The organism is Frigidibacter sp., from assembly GCF_030695035.1.
GTDB lineage: Bacteria > Pseudomonadota > Alphaproteobacteria > Rhodobacterales > Rhodobacteraceae > Frigidibacter.
Genome location: NZ_JAUYTT010000008.1, coordinates 285266 through 306853 on the forward strand (window position 1 = coordinate 285266; position 21588 = coordinate 306853).

Consider the following 21588-nt stretch of genomic DNA (forward strand, 5'->3'; position numbering starts at 1 on the left):
CCATCCGGTCGTCCTGTGGCGGGATCAGGCTTTCGCCAGGTTCCGCAGCACGTAATGCAGCACGCCGCCATTCTCGAGATAGACGATCTCGACCTCGGTATCGATCCGGCTCTTCAGCTGGATGGTCTTCACCGTACCGTCGGCATAGGTGATGGTGCAGGGCACCAGGCTCAGCGGCACGATCTTGCCTTCCAGCCCCTCGATGGTCACCGTCTCATCGCCGGTCAGCCCCAGCGACTTGCGGGTGTCGCCATTCGTGAACTCGAACGGCACCACGCCCATGCCCACGAGGTTCGACCGGTGGATACGCTCGAAGCTCTCGGCGATCACCGCCTTGACGCCCAGAAGGTTGGTGCCCTTCGCCGCCCAATCGCGCGAGGACCCGGCGCCGTATTCGATGCCGCCGAAGATCACCAGCGGAACGCCGGCCTCCTGGTACGCCATCGAGGCGTCGTAGATCGAGGTGGTCTCGCCATCCGGGCCCTTGGTGTAGCCGCCTTCGACCCCGTCCAGCATCTCGTTCTTGATGCGGATATTGGCGAAGGTTCCGCGCATCATCACTTCATGGTTGCCGCGGCGCGAGCCGTAGCTGTTGAAGTCCTTGGCCGCCACCTGACGGTCGGTCAGGTACTTGCCCGCCGGGGTCGTCGCCTTGAACGAGCCGGCCGGGCTGATGTGGTCGGTGGTGATCATGTCGCCCAGAACCGCCAGCACCCGCGCGCCGTGGATGTTGGAGATGGTGCCGGCCTCCGGCGACATGTTCCGGAAATAGGGCGGGTTCTGGATGTAGGTGGAGCTTGCGGGCCAGTCATAGGTCTCGCTGTCCGGCGTCTGCACCGCCTGCCATTTCTCGTCACCCTTGAAGACATCGGCGTATTTGCTGATGAACATCTCGCGCGTGACCACGGCCTCGACCATATCGGCGATTTCCTTGGTGCTCGGCCAGATGTCCTTCAGATACACCGGCTTGCCCTCTGCGGTATAGGCAAGCGGGTCCTTGGCGACGTCGATGTTCATGTCCCCGGCGATGGCATAGGCCACGACCAGCGGCGGCGAGGCCAGATAGTTGGCGCGCACGTCGGGGCTGATGCGCCCTTCGAAGTTGCGGTTGCCCGACAGTACCGACACGGCCACGAGGTCATTGTCGTTGATCGACTTCGAAATCTCGGGCTGCAGCGGGCCGGAGTTGCCGATGCAGGTGGTGCAGCCATAACCGACAAGGTTGAAGCCAAGCGCGTCGAGGTCTTCCTGCAGGTTCGCCGCGTTCAGATACTCCGACACGACCTGCGAGCCGGGGGCCAGCGAGGTCTTGACCCAGGGCTTGCGGGTCAGGCCAAGGGCGCGGGCCTTGCGGGCCACAAGGCCGGCCGCGATCAGCACATAGGGGTTCGAGGTGTTGGTGCAGGAGGTGATCGAGGCGATCACGACCGAGCCGTCGCGCAGCTGATAGTCCTCGCCCTCGACGGGCGCCGATTTCAGATAGTCACGGCCGATGGAGTCATGCTGCGCGGGCGGGTTGCCGCCCTCAGCCACCAGAACGGTCTTCTGCTTGGCGGTCACTTCCAGCGCCGGGCGCAGCCCGTGCATGTAATCGCCGAAGGCCTGCGAGGCATCGGTCAGCGCGACATGATCCTGCGGGCGCTTGGGGCCCGAGATCGCCGGGACGACCTCGCCAAGGTCCAGATGCAGGGTCGAGGTATAGACCGGCGCATAATCCGAATGGCGCCAGAAGCCGTTCTCCTTGGCATAGGCTTCGACCAGCTTCAGACGGTCCTCATCCCGGCCGGTCTGGCGCAGGTAGCGCAGCGTCTCGTTGTCGATGGGGAAGAAGCCGCAGGTCGCGCCATATTCGGGGGCCATGTTGGCAATGGTCGCCCGGTCGGCCAGCGGCATGTTGTCGAGGCCCTCGCCGTAGAACTCGACGAACTTGCCCACCACGCCATGCTTGCGCAGCATCTGCACGACCTTCAGCACCAGGTCGGTCGCGGTCACGCCTTCACGCAGCGCGCCGGTGACGCGGAAGCCCACGACCTCGGGGATCAGCATGGAAATCGGCTGGCCCAGCATCGCGGCCTCGGCCTCGATGCCGCCCACGCCCCAGCCCAGAACCGCAAGGCCGTTGACCATGGTGGTGTGCGAATCGGTGCCCACCAGCGTGTCCGGATAGGCGACGGTCTCGCCATTCTGGTCGGTATCGGTCCAGACGGTCTGCGACAGGTATTCAAGGTTCACCTGGTGGCAGATGCCGGTGCCGGGCGGCACCACGCGGAAGTTGTTGAACGCGCCCTGGCCCCATTTCAGGAACTGGTAGCGCTCCATGTTCCGCTCATACTCGCGGTCCACGTTCATCTGGAAGGCGCGCGGGTTGCCGAATTCGTCGATCATGACCGAGTGGTCGATGACCAGATCGCAGGGCACCAGCGGGTTGATCTTGGTCGCATCGCCGCCAAGCGCCTTGATCCCGTCGCGCATCGCCGCAAGGTCGACCACGGCCGGAACGCCGGTGAAGTCCTGCATCAGCACCCGGGCCGGGCGATAGGCGATCTCGCGCGTGCTCTTGCCGCCATTGGCGCCCCATTCGGAAAACGCCTTGATGTCGTCGACAGAGACGGTGAACCCGCCATCCTCGAAGCGCAGCAGGTTCTCCAGCACCACCTTCAGCGAGGCGGGCAGGTTGGCGAAGGAGCCAAGCCCTGCGGCTTCGGCCGCCGGGATCGAGTAATAGGCGACGCTGGCGCTGCCGACGGTCAGCGTGCGGCGTGTGCCGGCGCTGTCTTTTCCGGTGATGATGGGCATGGATGGCTCCCTTTCGCTGGACGAGGAACGGGGTTTAAGCTGCGCCCGTCATGCCGCATCGCCGCGTTCGGATCAAGGGGGATGGGGCAGTTTGTATACCACTGTGCACAGAAAAATTTGCAGCTCCGGAACAAGAGAGGGGGCCTTCTGCCCCCTCCTGGCCTGCGGCCAGTTCACCCCCGAGGATATTTGGAAAAGGCAAAGGGGGCAGGGGCCTCTTGTGCTTTGCCTTGTTCCAAATATCCCGCGGGGGGAGTCCGGAGGACGGGGGGCGCGAAGCCCCCCTGCGCCGCCAGCCAAGGGGGCAGGGGTGATGCAGGAAGGTCGCGCCCGGCCTGGGCTGCGCCACCCTCTCAAAACCTTGATTGGCTTTGGCCCCGCCCGCTGGTTACCAAAGGTGCGACCAAGGGGACCGGAAAATTCATATGCGTCGGACGTTCAGTGCCGCCTGCAGCCTCTGGCTGTGGCTTGCCTTTTCAGCGGTTGCGCAGACCGCCGTCGATCCTCCGCATCGCGGCGGGCCTGACAGCGGCATCGGCATCGAGAGCTTCTTCCGCAGCTTCCCGAACCTGCCCGAACAAGGCTTCAGCCTGATGCCGCCCGGCCCGCGCTCTGCCACCCAAGCGCCGGCCCCGCAGCCCACCGCCTTCACCGAGTATCATCCGGTGGTGGTGGAGCTCTACACCTCGCAGGGCTGTTCCTCCTGCCCGCCCGCCGATGCGCTGCTGGGCGAGATTGCCGGGCGCGACGATGTGATCGCACTGGCGCTGCATGTGGACTATTGGGACTATATCGGCTGGGCCGACCGCTTCGCCAAGCCCGGCTTCACCAAGCGCCAGAAGGCCTATGCCCGCGCCGCGGGGCAGCATGCGATCTACACCCCGCAGATGATCGTCGAAGGATCCGAGCATCTGGTGGGCCTGCGCCCGATGGAGCTGGTGAGCCTGATCGACCAGCATGGCACCGTCCCCAGCCAGATCCGCCTGTCGCTGACCCGTGAAGGCGAGGTGCTGCGCATCAAGCTTGAGGCGCAGCCGCCGCTGCCCGGCCCGGCCGTGGTGCAACTGGTGCGCTACCGCTCCGAAGAGACGGTGAATATCGAGCATGGCGAGAATGCCGGCCGGGTGATCCGCTATTCCAACATCGTCACCGACTGGGCGCCCATTGCCGACTGGGATGGCCGCCAGCCGCTGAGCCTCGATGCCAGCGCGCCTGGCAGCGACGCCGCCGTGGTGATCGTGCAGGAGCAGGGCCCGGGCGAGATCCTCGCCGCTGCCCGCCTTCGCTGAAGGGCCGCCTGCGCTGAGCCTTAGCGAGACTTCCGCGGAACCTTCTTCCCCGGCCCGTCGCCAGCGCCTTTCCAGCGATTGTGGAACCAGAACCACTGCTCGGGCCGCGCCCGAACCCGCGCCGCCAGCCCGTCATTCAGCGCCTGCATCATGTCTTCGGGCGCGCCATGCGGCACCGGCGCCTCCAGTTCCACCGTGAAGCTCACCCCGTCCTCGCCCCGCGTCGCATAGAAGGGCAGCAGCAGCGCGCCATAGCGCAGCGCAAGGTCGGCGCTCGACGTGGGGGTCCGCGCCGGCTGGCCCATAAAATCCAGCACCGGCTCTTTGCGCACATGCTGGTCGAACAGCAGCACCAGCATCCCGCCCGCGCGCAGGTGCCGCACGAAGCCCGCGGTGCCGCGCCTACCTTGCGCAAAGACCGGCCCGCCAAAGGACTCCATCGTCTTCACGTAATGGGCGTTGAAATAGCTGTTCTTCATCGGCCGGTAGAGCCCGCCGATGTCATAGCCCCGCGCCACCAGGGCCGCGCGCCCGGCCTCGTAATTGCCGAAATGCCCCGTCACCAGGATCACCGGCTGGCCCGCAGCCCGCGCCGCCTCCAGCGCCGCCACGCCCTCGCCCTGCAAGGGCAGCTGTGCCATCCGGTCCGTAAATTCGGCGCCGGAGTAATTCTCGATCAGCGTGCGCCCGACATTCTCGGCCACCCCGGTGGCAATGCGCCGCCGCTCGGCCAAGGGCATCTGCGGGAACACATGCGCCAGATTGGCCAGCGCCCGGGCGCGATACCCCGCCAGCGGCGCCACCACGCGGCGCATCGCCCAGCCGACCAGCGCCAGCCGCTGCGCGTAGGGCAGGCGCAGCGCCGCCCCGATCAGCAGCCGCACGGCGCGGTCCGACAGCCAGTCGCCTGCCGTCTCGCCCCGGCTCTTGCCTCGCTTCGCCATTCCCCGATCCTAGCGTTTGCCCGCGCGCGCCAGCTGCGCCTCGCGGTGCCAGACATAAAGTCCGGCCCCCACGATCACAAGCGCACCGATCACCGTCCAGAGGTCGGGCAGGGCGCCGAAGAACAGGAATCCCCACAGCGTGGCAAAGATCAGCCCGGCATAGCCAAAGGGCGCGATCACCCCCGCCTCGGCCAGCGTGAAGGCCCGCACCAGGCACAACTGCCCCGCAGCGCCCATCACCCCGATCAGCAGGAAGCCCCACAGATCGCCCCAAGCCACCGGCTGCCAGATCCAGGGCAGCATCGCCGTGGTCACGCCCGTGCCCAGAAGCGCGGCATAGAGCATCGAGGTCCAGACCCCTTCGGTCTTGCTGGTCAGCCGCGTCAGCACCGCAAAGCCCGCATAGCAGAAGGCCCCCGCCAGCGGCAGCAAGGCGGCCAGCGAGAACACGCCGCTGCCCGGCCGCACGATGATCAGCGCGCCGACCAGCGAGACCAGCACCCCCGCCATACGCCGCGGCCCGATCTTCTCACCCAGGAACAGCGCGGCCCCCAGCGTGATCAGCACCGGATTCACATCCATGATCGCCGTCGCCTCGGCGAGGCCAATATGCGCCAGCGACAGGAAGAAGAGGGCCGTCGCCCCGAACTGGAACACCGACCGCAGCGCCTGCAAACCCGGTGAGCGGGTGCGGATCACCGTCTTCAGCCGTGGCGCCAGCAGCACCAGCACCAGCACCGTCTGCCCGGCATAGCGCGCCCAGACCACCTGCATCGTGGGGTAGGAGGCACTCAGATGCTTGGCCAGCGCGTCCATCAGCGTGAAGATCAAGATCCCCAGCAGCATGATCAGGATCCCACGCGCCGCCGCCGACATCCCCGGCGCGCCGCCGCCCGTCTTCTCGTCCATCTGCATTCCGTCGTCCTCGGCCGCCTTGCGCCGCCGACCTACCCCGCCCCGCAAGCAGGCACCACCCCAGCCAAACGCGCCGAGGCCTCCCCCTTCGTTTTGGTCCAAATATCCTCGGGGGGCGCGGGGGGCAGAAGGCCCCCCGCTTCTTCGTTTCGGGCGGGGCAGAAGGCCCCCCGCTTCTTCGTTTCGGGCGGGGCAGAACGCCCCCCGGCGTCCTCAGTCCATCAGCGCCGCAACGCCCGGCAGGTCCTTGCCTTCCATCCATTCGAGGAAGGCCCCGCCGGCGGTGGAGATATAGGTGAACCCCTCCGCCGCCCCGGCCTTGTTCAGCGCCGCCACAGTATCGCCGCCGCCGGCAACCGAGACCAGCGTCCCCGCCGCGGTCAGCGCCGCGGCCTTGGCGGCGGCCGCATTGGTCGCGGCATCGAAGGGCGCGATCTCGAAGGCCCCCAGCGGGCCGTTCCAGATCAGGGTGCGGCAGGCCGCGAAGACCTCGGCAATCGCTGCCACCGTCTGCGGCCCGGCATCGAGGATCATCGCATCGGCCGGGCAGTCCGCCACCGGCACGGTTTCGTTCGCGGCATGGGCCTTGAACTCGCGCGCCACGACCACGTCGACCGGCAGGTGGATGGTGCAGCCGGCCTCGCGGGCCTTCTCGAGGATCTCCAGCGCGGTCGGGGCCATGTCGCGCTCGGCCAGGCTCTTGCCGACCTCGACGCCCTGCGCCACCAGGAAGGTGTTGGCCATGCCGCCGCCGATCACCAGATGATCGACGCGGGTGACGAGGTTGCCCAGAAGGTCGAGCTTGGTGGACACCTTTGCCCCGCCCACCACCGCGACCACGGGCCGCACCGGATTGCCAAGCGCCGCTTCCAGCGCCTTCAACTCGGCCTCCATCAGCCGGCCGGCGCAGGCGGGCAGCAACCGGGCGATACCTTCGGTCGAGGCATGGGCGCGGTGGGCGGCGGAAAAGGCGTCATTCACATAGACCTCGCCAAGCGCCGCCATCGCCGCGGCCAGTGCCGGGTCGTTCGCCTCTTCGCCGGCATGGAAGCGGGTGTTCTCCAGCAGCACCACATCGCCTGCCGCCATCGCCGACACCGCCGCCTTGGCCGGCCCGCCGATGCAATCCTCGGCGAAGGTCACGGCTTGCCCCAGCGCGGCTTCCAGCGCCGGCAGGGTCAGCTTCAGGCTCATCTCCGCCACCGGCTTGCCCTTGGGGCGGCCGTAATGGGCCAGCAGCACCGGCTTGCCGCCATGCGCCAGGATATCCTTCACCGTCGGCACGATCTTCTCGATCCGCGTCGCGTCGGTCACCAGGCCATTCTCGACCGGCACGTTGATATCCACGCGCACCAGCACCACCTTGCCGTTCAGCTCCATGTCGTCCAGCGTCTTCCAGGCCATCTCGGGTCTCCTCAAGGGATTCTGTGCTGCGGTCGCGAATAGCGGCATCGCGCGTTACCGAACCCCATCCTCCCGATTTCGTCAACCGCTGCCGCGCCTTTGCGCTTGCCCCCGCCCCGGACCCGCGTCTACGTTCGCCCCCGACTGGAAAAGGAGGCATTCATGGCCGACATCAAGGATCCCGAAAACACCATTCTGGTAGAGCTCAAGGACGGCACCGTCGCCATCGAGCTTCTGGCAGACATCGCCCCGCAACATGCCGAGCGCATGAAGGCCCTGGCCCGCGCCGGTGCCTATGACGGCGTGATCTTCCACCGCGTGATCGAGGGCTTCATGGCCCAGACCGGTGATGTGGAGCATGGCAAGCCCGGCGGCAATGCCGGCCGCGCCGGCACCGGCGGCTCGGATATGCCCGACCTGCCCGCCGAATTCAGCCGCATCCCGCATGACCGCGGCACGCTCGGCGCTGCCCGCTCGCAGAACCCGAACTCGGCCAACAGCCAGTTCTTCATCAACTTCAAGGACAACCACTTCCTGAACGGGCAATACACGGTCTATGGCCGGGTGATCTCGGGCATGGAATTCGTCGACAAGATCGCCCGCGGCGAACCGCCGGCGAAGCCCGATGCGATGATCTCGGTGAAGGTGGCCTCCGATGCAGCGTGATCGCCTGATCGCCGGCGGCATGATGGCGGCGGGGCTTGCCGTCCTCGGCGCCTTCGCGCTGACCCAGATGCCAAGCGCGGCGCAGGCCGCGACCGATGGCCCGGGCCCGAACCTGATCGTCGAGGTTGGCGGCTCCACCACCGGCCAGATCGTGATCGACCTTCTGCCCGAGGTAGCCCCGAAGCATGTCGAGCAGATCACCGCTCTGGCCGCCGAGGGTGCGTATGACGGCGTGGTGTTCCACCGCGTCATCGAGGGCTTCATGGCGCAGACCGGCGATGTCGAATTCGGCAAGCAGGGTGGCAACACCCAGATGGCCGGCATGGGCGGCTCGTCGCGCCCCGATCTGCCCGCCGAGTTCTCGGACCTCTCGTTCGAGCGTGGCGTGGTCGGCATGGCCCGCTCGCAAAGCCCGGATTCGGCGAACAGCCAGTTCTTCATCATGTTCGCGCCGGGCGAGTTCCTGAACGGCCAATACACCGTCGTCGGCAATGTCGTGTCGGGGATGGAGGTCGTGGACGCGATCAAGAAGGGCGATCAGGCCGCGAATGGCGCGGTCGAGGACCCGGACTTCATGGCGAGCGTGACTGTCGCCGAGTGACCCTTGGCCAAGGCCGGGGGCGCTGCCCCCGGACGTGGCTAAAGCCGGGGGCGCTGCCCCCGGACCCCCGGGATATTTGGGCCAAAACGAAGGGAAAGGGGCGGCGCCGGGTTGGTGGCCGCCCCTTTGCTTTAGGCCAGGGTCACCAGCGCGTGGCGTTTCTTGCCGGCGCTGAGTTTCAGCGGCTCGGCCAGATCGGCGGCGCCGATCATCTGGCCGGTATCGGTCGCGGCCTCGTCGTTGAGGCGCAACCCGCCCTCGGCGATCAGCCGCTTGGCATCCTTGCCGGACTTGGCGAGGCCCGAGCGCACCACCAGCTGCGCAAGGCTGATGCCCTCGCCAACTTCCTCCGCACTCAGCGCCAGCGTCGGAAGCTCCTCGCCCACGCCGCCATGCTCGAACACCTCGCGCGCGGTGGCTTCCGCCGCCGCCGCCGCCTCAAGCCCGTGCAGCAGGCCCGTGACCTCATTGGCCAGGATCACCTTGGCCGCGTTGATCTCGGACCCTTCCAGCGCGCCGAGGCGGTCGCATTCCTCCACCGGCAGCTCGGTATAGAGCTTCAGGAACCGGCCCACATCGGCATCGGTGGTGTTGCGCCAGAACTGCCAGAACTCATAGGGCGAGAGCATCGCCGAGCTGAGCCACACCGCGCCGCCCGCCGACTTGCCCATCTTGCGCCCGTCGCTGGTGGTCAGCAGCGGCGAGGTCAGCCCATAGATCTCATGGTCCAGCACCCGGCGCGTCAGGTCGATGCCGTTGATGATATTGCCCCACTGGTCCGACCCGCCCATCTGCAGCACGCAGCCATGGCGGCGGTTCAGCTCCAGGAAGTCATAGGCCTGCAGGATCATGTAGTTGAACTCGAGGAAAGACAGCGACTGCTCGCGGTCCAGCCGCGACTTGACGCTCTCGAAGCTCAGCATCCGGTTGACGCTGAAATGCCGCCCGATATCGCGCAGGAACTCGAGGTAGTTGAGGTTGTCGAGCCATTCGGCATTGTTGAGCATCACTGCATCGGTGGGCCCGGTGCCGTAGGCAAGGTAGCGCGCGAAGACCTGCCCCATGCCGGCGATGTTCTCGTCGATCTTCTGGGGCGTCAGCAGCGGGCGTTCTTCGGCGCGGAACGAGGGATCGCCCACCTTGGTGGTGCCCCCGCCCATCAGCGTGATCGGCTTGCCGCCCGATTTCTGCAGCCAGCGCAGCATCATGATGTTGAGCAAATGCCCGACATGCAGCGAGGCGGCGGTGGCATCATACCCGATATAGGCCGGTACCACGCCCGCCATCAGCGCGCCGTCCAGCGCCTGAATGTCGGTGCAATCCGCCAGATAGCCCCGCTCGATCATGATCGAGAGGAAATCGGATTTCGGGTGCCAGGTCATCGCCGGTTCCAGTTCTGCTTGTCGATGTCATCCACCTGCGCGCATATATCGGGCTGGCGGGCAAAGGGAAAGACCCGCGGCCAAGACGTTATTGGGGGGCAGTATGGGACGAGTACAGGAACCGGTCTGGGCGCTTGGCACCATGTCCGGCACCTCGCTGGACGGGGTCGATGCGGCGCTGGTGCTGACGGATGGGCACCGGATCCATGAGTTCGGGGCAACCGCCTACCGGCCCTATACCGAGGCTGAGCGCGCCGTGCTGCGCGCCGCGCTTGGCCGCTGGCCCGGCGAGGCAGGCGTGGCCGAGGCGGCGGAGGTGGTGGAGACGGCCCATGCCGAGCTGCTCTCGCGCTTCGACGGCGCCGATCTGGTCGGCTTCCACGGCCAGACCCTCGCCCATGATCCGCGCGGGCGGGGCACCCATCAGGCCGGCAATGGCGCGGTGCTGGCGGCGGTGCTGGACCTGCCGGTGGTCTGGGATTTCCGGACCTCGGACGTGACGCTTGGCGGGCAGGGCGCGCCGCTGGCGCCGTTCTACCATTTCGCCTGTGCGCGGTTCATCGGGGCGACCGAGCCGCTGGCCTTCCTGAACCTCGGCGGCGTCGGCAACCTGACCTGGGTGGACCCCGCGCTGCCGGGGCCCGAGGTGGCGGGGGCGCTGCTGGCCTTCGACACCGGCCCGGCCAATGCGCCGGTGAACGACCTGATGCAGGCGCGGCTTGGCCTTGCGCAGGATGAGGGCGGGGCGCTGGCGGCGACGGGCGTGGTGGACGAGGCGGTGATCGAGGCCTTCCTCGCCCATCCCTATTTCTACAAGATGCCGCCGAAGTCGCTGGACCGGAACGATTTCTCCGGGTTGCTGGAGGCAGTGGCCAGCCTGCCAGACGCCGATGCCGCCGCCACCCTCACCGCCGCCGCTGCCGCTGCCGTCGCGCGGGGCGCCGAGCATTTCCCACGCCTGCCCAGCCAAATTCTGGTGGCGGGAGGCGGGCGCCACAATGCCACGCTGATGGCGATGCTGACAGACAGGCTCGCCTGCCCGGTGCTCCCGGTGGAAGCAGCAGGGCTGGATGGCGACATGCTGGAAGCGCAGGCCTTCGCCTTCCTCGCGGTGCGGGTGCAGCGCGGCATGGCGACCAGTTGCCCTACGACCACCGGCGTTGCCGCGGCGGTGGGCGGCGGGCGGATCAGCCGGCCCGGTTCCTGAACATCGACAGGGAATAGAGCACCAGCGCGCCCCAGATCATCGCAAAGCCGAGCGCCTGCGCCGCCCCGAACGGCTCGCCAAACACGAACACCGCCGTCAGGAAGATCATCGTCGGCGCAATATACTGCATGATCCCGATGGTCGACAGCCGCAGCCCCTTCGCGCCATTGGCATAGAGGATCAGCGGCACCGCCGTCACCAGCCCGCAGCCCAGAAGCAGGCCTGTGTCCATCGGGCTGCCCATCAGGAAATGCCCCTGACCGCTATAGGCCAGCCAGCCCAGCCAGATCAGCGCCGGCGGGGTCAGCATCAGCACCTCGAGGAAGAAGCCCTGGTTGGGCCCGATGGGCAACTGCTTCTTCAGGTAGGCATAGGCCCCCCAGCTCAGCATCAGCGCAATCGCCACCACCGGCAGCTTGCCAAGCTGCACGGTCAGCACCACCACGGCGAGTGCCGCCAGCGCGATGGCGGCCTTTTGCAGGCCCGAGGGCCGCTCTCCCAGCAGGACCGCGCCCAGAAAGATGCTGAACAGCGGGTTGATGTAATAGCCAAGCGCCGCGTCCAGCGCGTGATCGTTGACGATGGCCCAGATGTAGATGCCCCAGTTGACCGAGATCAGCGCCGCCGTCACCGCCGCCATGCCGATCATCCGCGGGGTTTGCAGGGCGCGCTTCAGGTCGGCAGTGCGGCGCGAGACGATCAGCACGACACCGGCCACCGGCAGCGACCACAGCGCCCGGTGGGCAATGATCTCCACCGGGGGAATATGCGCCAGCGCCTTCATGTAGAGCGGCAGGAACCCCCAGAGCAGATAGGCGCCAAGCGCATAGCCGAACCCGGCGAGGCTGTCTTCGTTGCGGGGCGGGGCGGCGGGGACATCGGTCATGGCGAAGCCCTAGCCGCTGGCCGCGCCGGCCACCAATGCAAACTTGTGCCGGTGACAATCGCCGTGGGGTGGGCAGCGATTGATGTGGATCAAGGCAGGCGCGCGGTACCGCCCGCAGGCTTGCGCCTATTGCCCCTCCCCAATTGCCCCGGAGCCCCCCATGCCGCTGTCCGACACCCAGAAGACGCAGATCCGTGACGGGTTCGCCCATCTGCGCGAAAGCCTGCAACCCGCCTCGCTGGCCTTCTACGAGGCGTTCTTCCGCCGCCGCCCCGACCTGCGCCCGATGTTCCGCGACGATCTGGCCGGGCAGGGGATGCGGTTCATGGCGACGCTCGGGCTTGTCGTCGATGCGCTCGACACGCCCGAGGAGCTGGCGGAGCGGCTGGCCGAACTGGGCCGGGGCCATGCCGCGCTTGGCGTGAAGGCCGAGCATTTCGCCCCGATGGGCGAGGCGTTGATCGACACGTTGCAGGCGCAACTCGGGGCCGAGTTCACGCCGGAGGCCGAGGCGGCCTGGCGCGCCGCCTATGCCGAGGTCGCCCGCCAGCTTGTCGCCAGCGGGCAGCTTGCCTGATGCGGACGGGGGGGGCGGCCCCCTAGCGCTTAGCCGCGCAGGATGCTGCGGCCGGCATATTCGGCGGTCTCGCCCAGCATTTCCTCGATGCGGATCAGCTGGTTGTACTTCGCCAGCCGGTCAGAGCGCGAAAGGCTGCCGGTCTTGATCTGCCCGCAATTGGTGGCCACGGCCAGATCGGCAATGGTCGCGTCCTCGGTCTCGCCCGACCGGTGGCTCATCACGCTGGTAAAGCGGGCGCGGTTGGCCATGTTCACGGCGTCCAGCGTCTCGGTCAGGGTGCCGATCTGGTTGACCTTGACCAGCAGCGAGTTGCCGCAACCTTCCTTGATGCCGCGGGCCAGACGCTCGGGGTTGGTCACGAACAGATCGTCGCCCACCAGCTGGATCTTGCCGCCCAGACGGTCGGTCAGCAGCTTCCAGCCTTCCCAGTCGTCTTCCGAGCAGCCGTCTTCGATCGAGATGATCGGGTAATCGGCGCAAAGGGCGGCGAGGTAGTCGACATTCTCGGCCGAAGTGAAGGTTTTTCCTTCCCCTGCCATGACATAGGAGCCGTTCTTAAAGTACTCGGTCGCGGCGCAGTCGAGGGCAAGGTAGATATCCTCGCCCGGCTTGTAGCCGGTCTTCTCGATGGCTTTGAGAATGAAATCAAGCGCTTCGCGGGTGGAGTTAATGTTGGGTGCAAACCCGCCCTCATCGCCCACATTGGTGTTGTGCCCCGCCGCCGCAAGTTCCTTCTTCAGGGTGTGGAAAACTTCCGAGCCCATCTGGATCGCGGTGCGGATGTCATGCGCGGCGACCGGCATGATCATGAATTCCTGGATGTCGATCGGGTTGTCGGCATGTTCGCCGCCATTGATGATGTTCATCATCGGCACCGGCAGCACCCGCGCGGCGGTGCCACCGACATAGCGGTAAAGCGGCTGCGAGGTGAAATCCGCCGCGGCCTTGGCCAGTGCCAGCGACACGCCGAGGATCGCGTTCGCGCCGAGGCGGCCCTTGTTGGCGGTGCCGTCCAGCTCGATCATCATGCGGTCGAGCATCACCTGTTCGGTCGCGTCCTCGCCCACCAGGTTCTCGGCAATCTCGCCGTTCACCGCGGCGACGGCGTCCAGAACGCCCTTGCCCTTGTAGCGCGAGGCATCGCCGTCGCGCTTTTCCACGGCCTCATGGGCGCCGGTCGAGGCGCCCGAGGGCACCGCGGCGCGGCCCATCGTGCCGTCTTCGAGGATCACATCCACCTCGACCGTGGGGTTGCCGCGGCTGTCGAGGATTTCCCGCGCGTGGATGTCGATGATCGTGCTCATGTCCTGTCCTTCCGTGTCAGTGGTACGCCGTAAAGCTCCAGCCGGTGGCCCTTCAGCGCATATCCAAGTTTGCGTGCGATCCTGTCTTGCAGCTCTTCGATATCGGGATCGAGAAACTCGATCACCTCGCCGGTCTGCATGTCGATCAGGTGGTCGTGGTGGTCGCGGGTGCTGTCCTCATAGCGGGCGCGCCCGTCGCCGAACTCGTGCCGGTCCAGAATGCCCGATTCCTCGAACAGCTTCACCGTGCGGTAGACCGTGGCGATAGAGATCTTGGGGTCGATGGCGCAGGCGCGGTTGTACAGAGCCTCGACATCGGGGTGGTCGTCGGCGCCTTCCAGCACCCGGGCGATCACCTTGCGCTGTTCGGTCAGCCGCAGCCCCCGCGCCTCGCAGCGGGCGATGATCGTCTGTGCGCCGGTATCGCCGCTGTCCTGGGCCATGCGCCTTGCCTCCAACGCCTCTTGTGCCGGGGTTTACGCGGTTTCCGCGCGCGCGAAAACCCCTTCATCCCGGGTGTTTGCGCAAACCTGCCGCTGGGGGCGGAGGCGTCGGTGTTGCGCCGGGGTTTGCGCCTGCGCCGTACCCGGGATAGATCGGCGGCAACGGAGGAGCAGCATGCATCGCAAAGACCGGATCGACATGTTTGGCGCGGTGTCCCTGACCGGGTTCGCGCTGTTCCTTGCCATCAATCAGGTGGTGATCAAGCTGGTGAACGAGGGGCTGCAGCCGGTGTTCTTTGCCGGGGCACGCTCGGCCCTTGCGGTGCTGTGCCTCTGGGCCTTCATGGCCTGGCGCGGCCGCCCGCCGCGGCTGACGCGGGCGATGGCGGCGCCGGGGCTGCTGATCGGGCTGACCTTCTCGGCCGAGTTCCTGCTGCTGTTCCTGGCGCTGGACCTGACCACCGTCACCCGCAGCGCGATCCTGTTCTATTCGATGCCGGTCTGGATGGCGATTGGCGCGCATCTGTGGATGCCGGGAGAGAAGATCGGGCCGGCCAAGGCGGTGGGCCTCGCGCTGGCGCTGGCCGGGGTCAGTTGGGCGATGCTCGACAGGGGCGCGGGCGCGCCGGCCCCGGGGCAGGCGCCGAGCCTTCTGGGCGATCTTTGCGCGCTTGGCGCCGCCATCGGTTGGGCCGGCACCGCGCTGATGGCCCGCGCGACCAAGCTGCGGAATGAACGGCCAGAGATGCAGCTGTTCTGGCAGGTTCTGGTCTCGGCCCCGGTGCTGCTGATCGCGGCACCGCTCTTCGGCCCGCTGATCCGAGAGTTGCAGCCCATCCACATCGCCGGGCTGGTCTTCCACGCCGTCGCCGTCGTCTCCGCCGGGTTCATGTTCTGGCTGTGGCTGCTGTCGGTCTACCCGGTGTCCAGCGTCGCCAGCTTCTCTTTCCTCAGCCCGGTGTTCAGCGTCGGGCTGGGATGGGCGCTTCTGGGCGAACAGGTGGGTCTGTCGCTGATCGGCGCGCTGGCGCTGGTGGCGGCGGGGATCGTGCTGATCAACCGGCCGCGGCGGGCTGTGGCGCTTTAGGATCCATCCGCACATCGGCCCAGATCGGCAGATGGTCCGACGCGACCCGCGCCAGCGGTGTATCGAGCACGCCGGCATCCAGCAGATGCAGCCCCATCCCAAGCGCCACCCGGTCCAGCCGGCCGATGGGCTGGCTCGCCGGGAAGCTGCGGCCCGGGGCGTGGACGTGGAAGGCGTCAATCAGCGGCTCCATCCCGCCCGCCACCGACCATTCGTTGAAATCGCCCAGGATCACCGTCGGCATCTCTGCGTGACCAGCCAGCGCCGCCCGGATCGCCGCCAACTGCAACCGCCGCCAGCGCCGCATCAGCCCCAGATGCACGCAGACGACGCGGTAGGGCGCGCCGCCGCCCGCCACCTCCACCGCCAGCGCGCCGCGCGGCTCCAGCGCCGGCAGCTCCAGCCGCTCGATGCGCTGTGCCACCAGCCCCCGGCGCAGCAGCACCGTCTGCCCATGCCAGCCAAGGCTCTCGGGGGACTGCGCCGCATCCACGGGCGCAAAATCCGTCTGCTCTGCGATCAGGCCCGGGGGCAGCGCGAAGGGCCGCGGCGCATAGCGTCGGTCCACCTCTTGCAGCGCAACCACATCGGCCGACAGGGCGTTGATCACGTCAAGCGTTCGCCCCGGCAGGCGTTGCCGGTCGGAGCCAAGGCATTTGCGGATATTGTAGCTGGCAAGTCGGGTGCGCATATCGTTGATATAAGACCGGACGACAGCCGGAAAAAGCGGGCAGGGGAAGAAGATGGCCGAGACCGGCACATGGACGGCGAAATTCCGCAGGCAGCCCTATGTGGTGCAACTGATATGGGCGAGTCTTGCACTGGCCTTCCTCGTCGCGGCAGCCACGCTGAACTGGTCGCTGGCCTTCATTGCGGCGGCGACCTTCCTTTTGTCGCTGGCGCCGATCCTGTTCGTGCGGCGCATCGGGGTGCAATTGCCGATGTCGTTCTTCGCCGGGATCGTGATCTTCATCTATGCCACGATCTTCCTCGGCGAGGCCTTCGACTTGTACGAGCGCTACAGCTGGTGGGACGTGGTCTTGCATGGCGGCTCGGCGCTTGGCTTCGGGCTGATCGGCTTCCTGTTCGTCTTCACCATGTTCGAAGGCGACCGATATGCCGCCCCGGCCTGGGCGATGGCCTTCATCGCCTTCAGCTTTGCCGTGACCATCGGCGCGCTGTGGGAGATTTTCGAGTTCTTCATGGACCAGACCTTCGGGCTGAACATGCAAAAATCGGGCTTGGTCGACACGATGTGGGACCTGATCGTCGATGTGATCGGCGGGTCTTTCGGCGCGTTCTCGGGGTTCCTGTTCCTCAAGGGCCGGCAGCTTGGCGGCTTCACCGGGGTGCTGCACGAGTTCATCCAGAAGAACCGCAAGCTGTTCCGGCGCCTGCGGAAATAGCGCCGCTTAGGTGTCGCAGCCAACCTTCACGTCCCGCAACTTCACGTCCCGCAATACGTGCGCTGCACCCGCTGCTCGGGCCAGGGCGCGGCGCGGAAGGGATCGTCCGCCGCGGCGTCAAAGGGCGCGGCCAGCGCCGCGTTCAGCGCGTGGAACGGCGCGAAGTCGCCGGCGGTGGCCGCAACGATGGCCTCCTCCACCCGGTGATTGCGCGGGATGATCGCGGGGTTGACGCCCGCCATCCGCGCCTCGGCCCCAGGCGCGTCTTGCGCCAGCCGGGCCTGCCAGTCCGGGGCCCAGGTGTCGAAGGCGGCGGGGTCCGTGAACTCGTCCCGCGCGCGGCCTTCTCCCAGCCCGCGGAACACCCGGGTGAAATCTGCCCGCTCCACCGCCATCCGGGTCAGCAGCGCTTCGATCAGCGGCCGGTCGGCTTCGGTGGGGGCGGTCAGGCCAAGCTTCGCCCCGAACTTCGCAATCCAGGCCGCCTGATAAAGATCGGCAAAGCGGTGGATCGAGGCCGTCGCCACCTCCACCGCCGCCTGCGCCGCGGCTTCGCTGTCATCCTCGGCAATCAGCGGCAACAGGCAGCTCGCCAGCTGCGCCAGGTTCCAGACCGCGATCTGCGGCTGGTTGGCATAGGCATAGCGGCCCTGGCTGTCGATCGAGGAGAAGACCGTATCCGGGTGATACTCGTCCATGAAGGCGCAGGGGCCATAGTCGATGGTCTCGCCCGAGACCGCCATATTGTCGGTGTTCATCACCCCGTGGATGAAGCCAAGCGCCATCCACTCCGCGATCAGCCGCGCCTGCGCCGCCACCACCGCATCGAGCAAGGCCAGCGGGCCCTCGGCCCCGGGATAGTGCCGGGCAATCACATGATCCGTCAGCAGCTGCAGCGCCTCGGTATCCTGCCGCGCCGCGAAGAACTGGAAGGTGCCGACGCGGATATGGCTCGCCGCCACCCGCAGCAGCACGGCGCCGGGCAGGGCGCGCCCGTCGCGGATCACGCTCTCGCCGGTGGTGGCGGCCGCCAGCGCCCGCGTCGTCGGCACCCCAAGCGCCGCCATCGCCTCGGACACCAGATACTCGCGCAGCACCGGCCCCAGCCAGGCCCGCCCGTCACCGCGGCGCGAGAAGGGGGTCGGGCCGGAGCCCTTGAGTTGCAGGTCAACCCGCCCAAGGGGGCTGACGATCTCGCCCAGCAAGATCGCGCGCCCGTCGCCAAGCTGCGGCGACCAGCCGCCGAACTGGTGCCCGGCATAGGCCTGCGCCAGCGGCTCCGCGCCGCCCGGCACCAGATTGCCCGCGACCATCGCCACCCCGTCCGGCCCTGCCAGCGCCTCGGCATCCAGCCCCAGGGCCCGCGCCAGCCCCGCATTCACCGCAATCATCCCCGGCGCCTTCACCGGCGCCGGCGCCTGCCGCACATGGAACCGCGCAGGCAACCGGGCATAGCTGTTGTCGAAAGGCAGGGTCAGGGTCATCGCGCGTCTCCTCTGGCCCCTCCATATGGGCACGCAACCGGCCACAGATAACCCCGCACCCATCTCCATCTTCTTTGCAAAAATATCCCGGGGGGAGTCCGAAGGACGGGGGGCAGCGCCCCCCTTGTTACAGCCGCGAAATCCGCTCCGTCAGCAGTGCAAAGAACCCCGCCGCATCAATATCGCCCATGAACATCGCATTGGGCTGGCGGCCCGACACCCGCCACCAGTCGGCGACGGTCATGCCAAGCGTGAACTCGCCGCGGGTCTCGATCTCGACATTGATGTGCCGGCCCGAGAACAGGTCCGGCTGCAGCAGGTAGGCGATGGTGCAGGGGTCATGCAGCGGCGCGCCCTCGCTGCCGTATTTGGCCATGTCGAAGCGCTCGAAGAAATCGGTCCAGCCGGCGACGGCATGGCCCACTGGCGTGCCGAGTGCGCGGAAGGCTTCCACCCTTGCGCGGGTGGTCAGTGCCTTGTGGGTCACGTCGAGCGGCATGACTACCAGCGGAACGCCGCTTTTGAACACGATTTCAGCAGCTTCCGGGTCGACATGAATGTTGAACTCCGCCGCCGGGGTGATGTTGCCCACCTCGAAATACGCGCCGCCCATCAGCACCACTTCGGACACGCGGCTGGCGATATCGGGGGCGCGCTGGAAGGCGGTGGCGAGGTTCGTCAGCGGGCCGAGCGCGCAGAGCGTGACCGAGCCCGGGGGCTGAGCGTGCAGCGTGTCGATGATGAAATCGACCGCATGGCCCGGCGCCATCGGCATCACCGGGTCCGGCAGGTTGGTGCCGTCGAGGCCGCTTTTGCCATGCACATGCTCGGCGGTGATCAAGTGGCGGGCCAGCGGGCGCTCGCAGCCGGCGAAGACCTTCATCTGGGGGCGCCCGGCCAGCTCGCAGATCACCCGGGCGTTGCGTGTGGTCAGCGGCAGCGGCACGTTGCCGGCGACGCAGGTCAGGCCAAGCACATCGAGCTCGGGACTGGCCAGCGCCAGCAAGATCGCCACGGCGTCATCCTGCCCCGGATCGGTGTCAATGATGATCTTGCGCGGTTTGGTCATGCGTGCCTCCGGATTTCGCGCGCAGGGTGACGAGGGCGCGCACGGAAGTAAAGGGAGCGCATGAAAAAGGCGGCCCGGAGGCCGCCTTTTTGCAGCGATTTCAACGGGTCAGCCGTCGAAGTTAACCTCTTCGATCAGCTTCAGCGCGGCCGGGCGCAGCTTGGCGATCTCGATCAGGCTCAGCGTGTCGGGGGTGAACTCGCCCCAGCTTGCCACCAGCTCCGACCGCGCGACGCCGGGCTTGACCGGGAATTCGTTGTTGGTCTCGGCATAGATCTCCTGCGCCGCGTCCGAGGCGAGGTATTCCATCAGCTGCAGCGCCGCATCCTTGTTCGGGGCCGACTTGGTCATCGCCACGCCCGAGATGTTGAGGTGGGTGCCACCATCCGCGAAGGTCGGGAACACGATGCGGACCGAGTCCGCCCAGTCCTTCTGCTCGGGATCGGCGAGCATCTGGCCCATGTAATAGGTGTTGCCGAGGCTGATGTCGCATTCGCCCGACCAGATCGACTTGACCTGACCGCGGTCATTGCCCTCGGGCTTCTTGGCCAGGTTGCCCTTCACGGCTTCGAGCCAGGTGCGCGTCTCTTCCTCGCCGTGATGGGCAAGATAGGCGGCGGCGAGTGCGACGTTGTAGTCGTTGGTGCCGGGGCGGGTGCAGATGCGGCCCTGCCATTTCGGATCTGCCAGATCCTCATAGGTGGTCACCTCGCCATCGGCGACGCGCTCCTTGCTGGCATAGACGATGCGGGCGCGGCTGGTCAGGCCGAACCAGTGGCCTTCGGGGTCGCGGAATTCGGCGGGGATCGCGGCGTCGAGGGCCTCCGAGGTCACGGCCTGCGTTACGCCGGCATTCACCACTTCGGACAGGCGGGCGATATCGACGGTCATCACCAGATCGGCCGGGGAGCGGTCGCCCTCGGCGGTCAGACGCTCGACCATGCCCTTGTCGACGAAGGCGACGTTGACCGGGATGCCGGTTTCGGCGGTGAAGGCGTCGAACAGCGGCTGCACCAGTTCGGGTTGGCGGTGGGAATAGACATTCACTTCCTCGGCCAGAACCGGCGCGGCGAGCGCGGTGGCGGCGGTGGCGAGAAGGGCAAGACGGAACGACATGAAGATTCCTCCAGAGTAAAAGCGTCGGGTATCTTAAAGCCGCAAGCGGCGCCCGAGGTCAATACCTGAGTGAAGCAGTCATATTTGTCTGACGGGACTGTGAGGCGCGGGCCTTCAGCGGGCCTTGGCCTTCGCCGCCTTCTCCGCCGCCTTGGCCGCGTTCCACAGCGCGTCCATCTCCTCGAGCGTGCTGTCTTCGGGGCGGCGGCCGGTTTGCGCCAGCGCGGCCTCGATGCTGGCAAAGCGGCGGATGAACTTGGCATTGGCGGCGCGCAGGGCGGCTTCGGGATCGACATCAAGGTGGCGGGCGAGGTTGGCCATGACGAAGAGGAGGTCGCCCATTTCCTCGGCAACCTCCTCCTGCGTCAGACTGTCACGGGCCTCGACCAGTTCGCGCGCCTCCTCCACGATCTTGTCGAGCACTTCGGTGGTGGAGGGCCAGTCGAACCCCACCCGTGCCGCGCGTTTTTGCAGCTTCAGCGCCCGCAGCAGGGCGGGCAGGCCGGGGGCGACACCGTCGAGCACGCCGGTTTCGGCCTTCGCCGCGCGCTCGGCGGCCTTGATCCGCTCCCAATCCACCGTCTGTTGATCGGCGGACTTGTCGCGCGACTCATCCCCGAACACATGCGGATGCCGGGCGACCATCTTGTCGGCAACGCCCTTGGTGACGCTGTGAAAGTCGAAATGCCCCGCCTCGGCGCCGATCTGCGCGTGGTAGACCACCTGCAGCAGCAGGTCGCCAAGCTCTCCCTGCAGCTCGCCCCAGGCTTGGCGCTCGATGGCGTCGGCCACCTCATAGGCCTCCTCAATCGTATAGGGGGCGATGGTGGCGAAACTCTGGACCAGATCCCAGGGGCAGCCGGTCTCGCGGTCGCGCAGGCGGGCCATGATCTCCAGCAGGCGCGGCAAGCCGCCCTCGGGGTCATGCACGAGGGCGTCGGAAGTGGGGTCGGTCATTGCGGATACCTGCCAGATCGCGTCATCTGCGCCCTAGCAGAAACCGCCCGCG

The 21588-nt window shown here is 67.2% G+C and carries 20 protein-coding genes; 7 read left to right on the forward strand and 13 right to left on the reverse strand.

What is annotated here, in order from left to right:
* Window positions 1-24 precede the first annotated feature (24 nt).
* Window positions 25-2796, reverse strand: coding sequence for an aconitate hydratase AcnA (gene acnA, locus Q8S30_RS05555; protein ID WP_305665041.1), 2772 nt, complete (start codon window positions 2794-2796; stop codon window positions 25-27).
* 425 nt (window positions 2797-3221) lie between these two features.
* Between acnA and Q8S30_RS05560 the strand changes: the two genes are divergently transcribed.
* Window positions 3222-4085: a thioredoxin family protein gene (locus Q8S30_RS05560; RefSeq protein ID WP_305665042.1), complete on the forward strand. Its 864-nt coding sequence runs from the start codon at window positions 3222-3224 to the stop codon at window positions 4083-4085.
* A gap of 20 nt (window positions 4086-4105) precedes the next feature.
* On the opposite strand, the gene Q8S30_RS05565 is transcribed toward Q8S30_RS05560, so the two are convergent.
* The 3 genes from Q8S30_RS05565 to pgk all read right to left on the reverse strand — a co-directional run bounded on the left by Q8S30_RS05565 (window position 4106) and on the right by pgk (window position 7348).
* Complete coding sequence (locus tag Q8S30_RS05565; RefSeq protein WP_305665043.1) at window positions 4106-5029, reverse strand: lysophospholipid acyltransferase family protein; 924 nt, start codon at window positions 5027-5029, stop codon at window positions 4106-4108.
* Window positions 5030-5038: 9 nt separating this feature from the next.
* A complete protein-coding gene (locus Q8S30_RS05570; RefSeq protein ID WP_305665044.1) occupies window positions 5039-5944 on the reverse strand; it encodes a DMT family transporter in 906 nt (301 codons plus the stop codon).
* Between the two features lie 213 nt (window positions 5945-6157).
* Window positions 6158-7348: a phosphoglycerate kinase gene (gene pgk / locus Q8S30_RS05575; RefSeq protein ID WP_305665045.1), complete on the reverse strand. Its 1191-nt coding sequence runs from the start codon at window positions 7346-7348 to the stop codon at window positions 6158-6160.
* 162 nt (window positions 7349-7510) lie between these two features.
* On the opposite strand from pgk, the gene Q8S30_RS05580 reads away from it, so the two are divergent.
* Both Q8S30_RS05580 and Q8S30_RS05585 read left to right on the forward strand, forming a co-directional pair.
* Complete coding sequence (locus Q8S30_RS05580) at window positions 7511-8014, forward strand: peptidylprolyl isomerase (protein WP_305665046.1); 504 nt, start codon at window positions 7511-7513, stop codon at window positions 8012-8014.
* A complete protein-coding gene (locus tag Q8S30_RS05585; protein WP_305665047.1) occupies window positions 8004-8615 on the forward strand; it encodes a peptidylprolyl isomerase in 612 nt (203 codons plus the stop codon). The genes Q8S30_RS05580 and Q8S30_RS05585 overlap by 11 nt, the downstream gene beginning before the upstream one ends.
* A 131-nt stretch (window positions 8616-8746) precedes the next feature.
* Here the strand turns inward: Q8S30_RS05585 and tyrS are convergent, their stop codons facing one another.
* The gene (tyrS, locus tag Q8S30_RS05590; protein ID WP_305665048.1) at window positions 8747-9997 is read right to left on the reverse strand and encodes a tyrosine--tRNA ligase; all 1251 of its coding nucleotides are present in this window, start codon (window positions 9995-9997) and stop codon (window positions 8747-8749) included.
* A gap of 103 nt (window positions 9998-10100) precedes the next feature.
* On the opposite strand from tyrS, the gene Q8S30_RS05595 reads away from it, so the two are divergent.
* The gene (locus tag Q8S30_RS05595) at window positions 10101-11204 is read left to right on the forward strand and encodes an anhydro-N-acetylmuramic acid kinase (protein ID WP_305665049.1); all 1104 of its coding nucleotides are present in this window, start codon (window positions 10101-10103) and stop codon (window positions 11202-11204) included.
* On the opposite strand, the gene rarD is transcribed toward Q8S30_RS05595, so the two are convergent.
* On the reverse strand, window positions 11185-12090 hold the full coding sequence (gene rarD, locus Q8S30_RS05600) for an EamA family transporter RarD (protein ID WP_305665050.1): 906 nt from the start codon (window positions 12088-12090) through the stop codon (window positions 11185-11187). The genes Q8S30_RS05595 and rarD overlap by 20 nt on opposite strands.
* A 160-nt stretch (window positions 12091-12250) precedes the next feature.
* On the opposite strand from rarD, the gene Q8S30_RS05605 reads away from it, so the two are divergent.
* Window positions 12251-12667, forward strand: a complete 417-nt coding sequence (locus Q8S30_RS05605; RefSeq protein ID WP_305665051.1) for a globin domain-containing protein — start codon at window positions 12251-12253, stop codon at window positions 12665-12667.
* Window positions 12668-12696: 29 nt separating this feature from the next.
* Here the strand turns inward: Q8S30_RS05605 and eno are convergent, their stop codons facing one another.
* Window positions 12697-13974, reverse strand: a complete 1278-nt coding sequence (gene eno, locus Q8S30_RS05610) for a phosphopyruvate hydratase (protein ID WP_305665052.1) — start codon at window positions 13972-13974, stop codon at window positions 12697-12699.
* Entirely contained in the window at window positions 13971-14417 is a 447-nt protein-coding gene (locus Q8S30_RS05615) for a Fur family transcriptional regulator (protein ID WP_305665053.1), read from the reverse strand. Before Q8S30_RS05615 ends, eno begins: the two co-directional genes overlap by 4 nt.
* A 175-nt stretch (window positions 14418-14592) precedes the next feature.
* Here Q8S30_RS05615 and Q8S30_RS05620 point away from each other — a divergent pair, with 175 nt between their 5' ends.
* On the forward strand, window positions 14593-15504 hold the full coding sequence (locus Q8S30_RS05620) for a DMT family transporter (protein ID WP_305665054.1): 912 nt from the start codon (window positions 14593-14595) through the stop codon (window positions 15502-15504).
* On the opposite strand, the gene Q8S30_RS05625 is transcribed toward Q8S30_RS05620, so the two are convergent.
* Complete coding sequence (locus Q8S30_RS05625; protein ID WP_305665055.1) at window positions 15473-16195, reverse strand: endonuclease/exonuclease/phosphatase family protein; 723 nt, start codon at window positions 16193-16195, stop codon at window positions 15473-15475. The two genes, Q8S30_RS05620 and Q8S30_RS05625, sit on opposite strands and share 32 nt — an antisense overlap.
* 52 nt (window positions 16196-16247) lie before the next feature.
* Here Q8S30_RS05625 and Q8S30_RS05630 point away from each other — a divergent pair, with 52 nt between their 5' ends.
* The gene (locus tag Q8S30_RS05630) at window positions 16248-16910 is read left to right on the forward strand and encodes a hypothetical protein (RefSeq protein WP_305665056.1); all 663 of its coding nucleotides are present in this window, start codon (window positions 16248-16250) and stop codon (window positions 16908-16910) included.
* A 41-nt stretch (window positions 16911-16951) separates the two neighbouring features.
* On the opposite strand, the gene Q8S30_RS05635 is transcribed toward Q8S30_RS05630, so the two are convergent.
* The 4 genes from Q8S30_RS05635 to mazG form a co-directional block, all read right to left on the reverse strand.
* Window positions 16952-18394 carry a YdiU family protein gene (locus Q8S30_RS05635; RefSeq protein ID WP_305665057.1) on the reverse strand — a complete coding sequence of 481 codons (1443 nt, stop codon included), beginning with the start codon at window positions 18392-18394 and terminating at the stop codon, window positions 16952-16954.
* A gap of 127 nt (window positions 18395-18521) precedes the next feature.
* Window positions 18522-19463, reverse strand: coding sequence for a nucleoside hydrolase (locus Q8S30_RS05640; protein ID WP_305665058.1), 942 nt, complete (start codon window positions 19461-19463; stop codon window positions 18522-18524).
* 108 nt (window positions 19464-19571) lie between these two features.
* The gene (locus tag Q8S30_RS05645) at window positions 19572-20579 is read right to left on the reverse strand and encodes a Fe(3+) ABC transporter substrate-binding protein (RefSeq protein ID WP_305665059.1); all 1008 of its coding nucleotides are present in this window, start codon (window positions 20577-20579) and stop codon (window positions 19572-19574) included.
* A 114-nt stretch (window positions 20580-20693) separates the two neighbouring features.
* Complete coding sequence (gene mazG / locus Q8S30_RS05650) at window positions 20694-21536, reverse strand: nucleoside triphosphate pyrophosphohydrolase (RefSeq protein WP_305665060.1); 843 nt, start codon at window positions 21534-21536, stop codon at window positions 20694-20696.
* Between the last annotated feature and the right edge of the window lie 52 nt (window positions 21537-21588).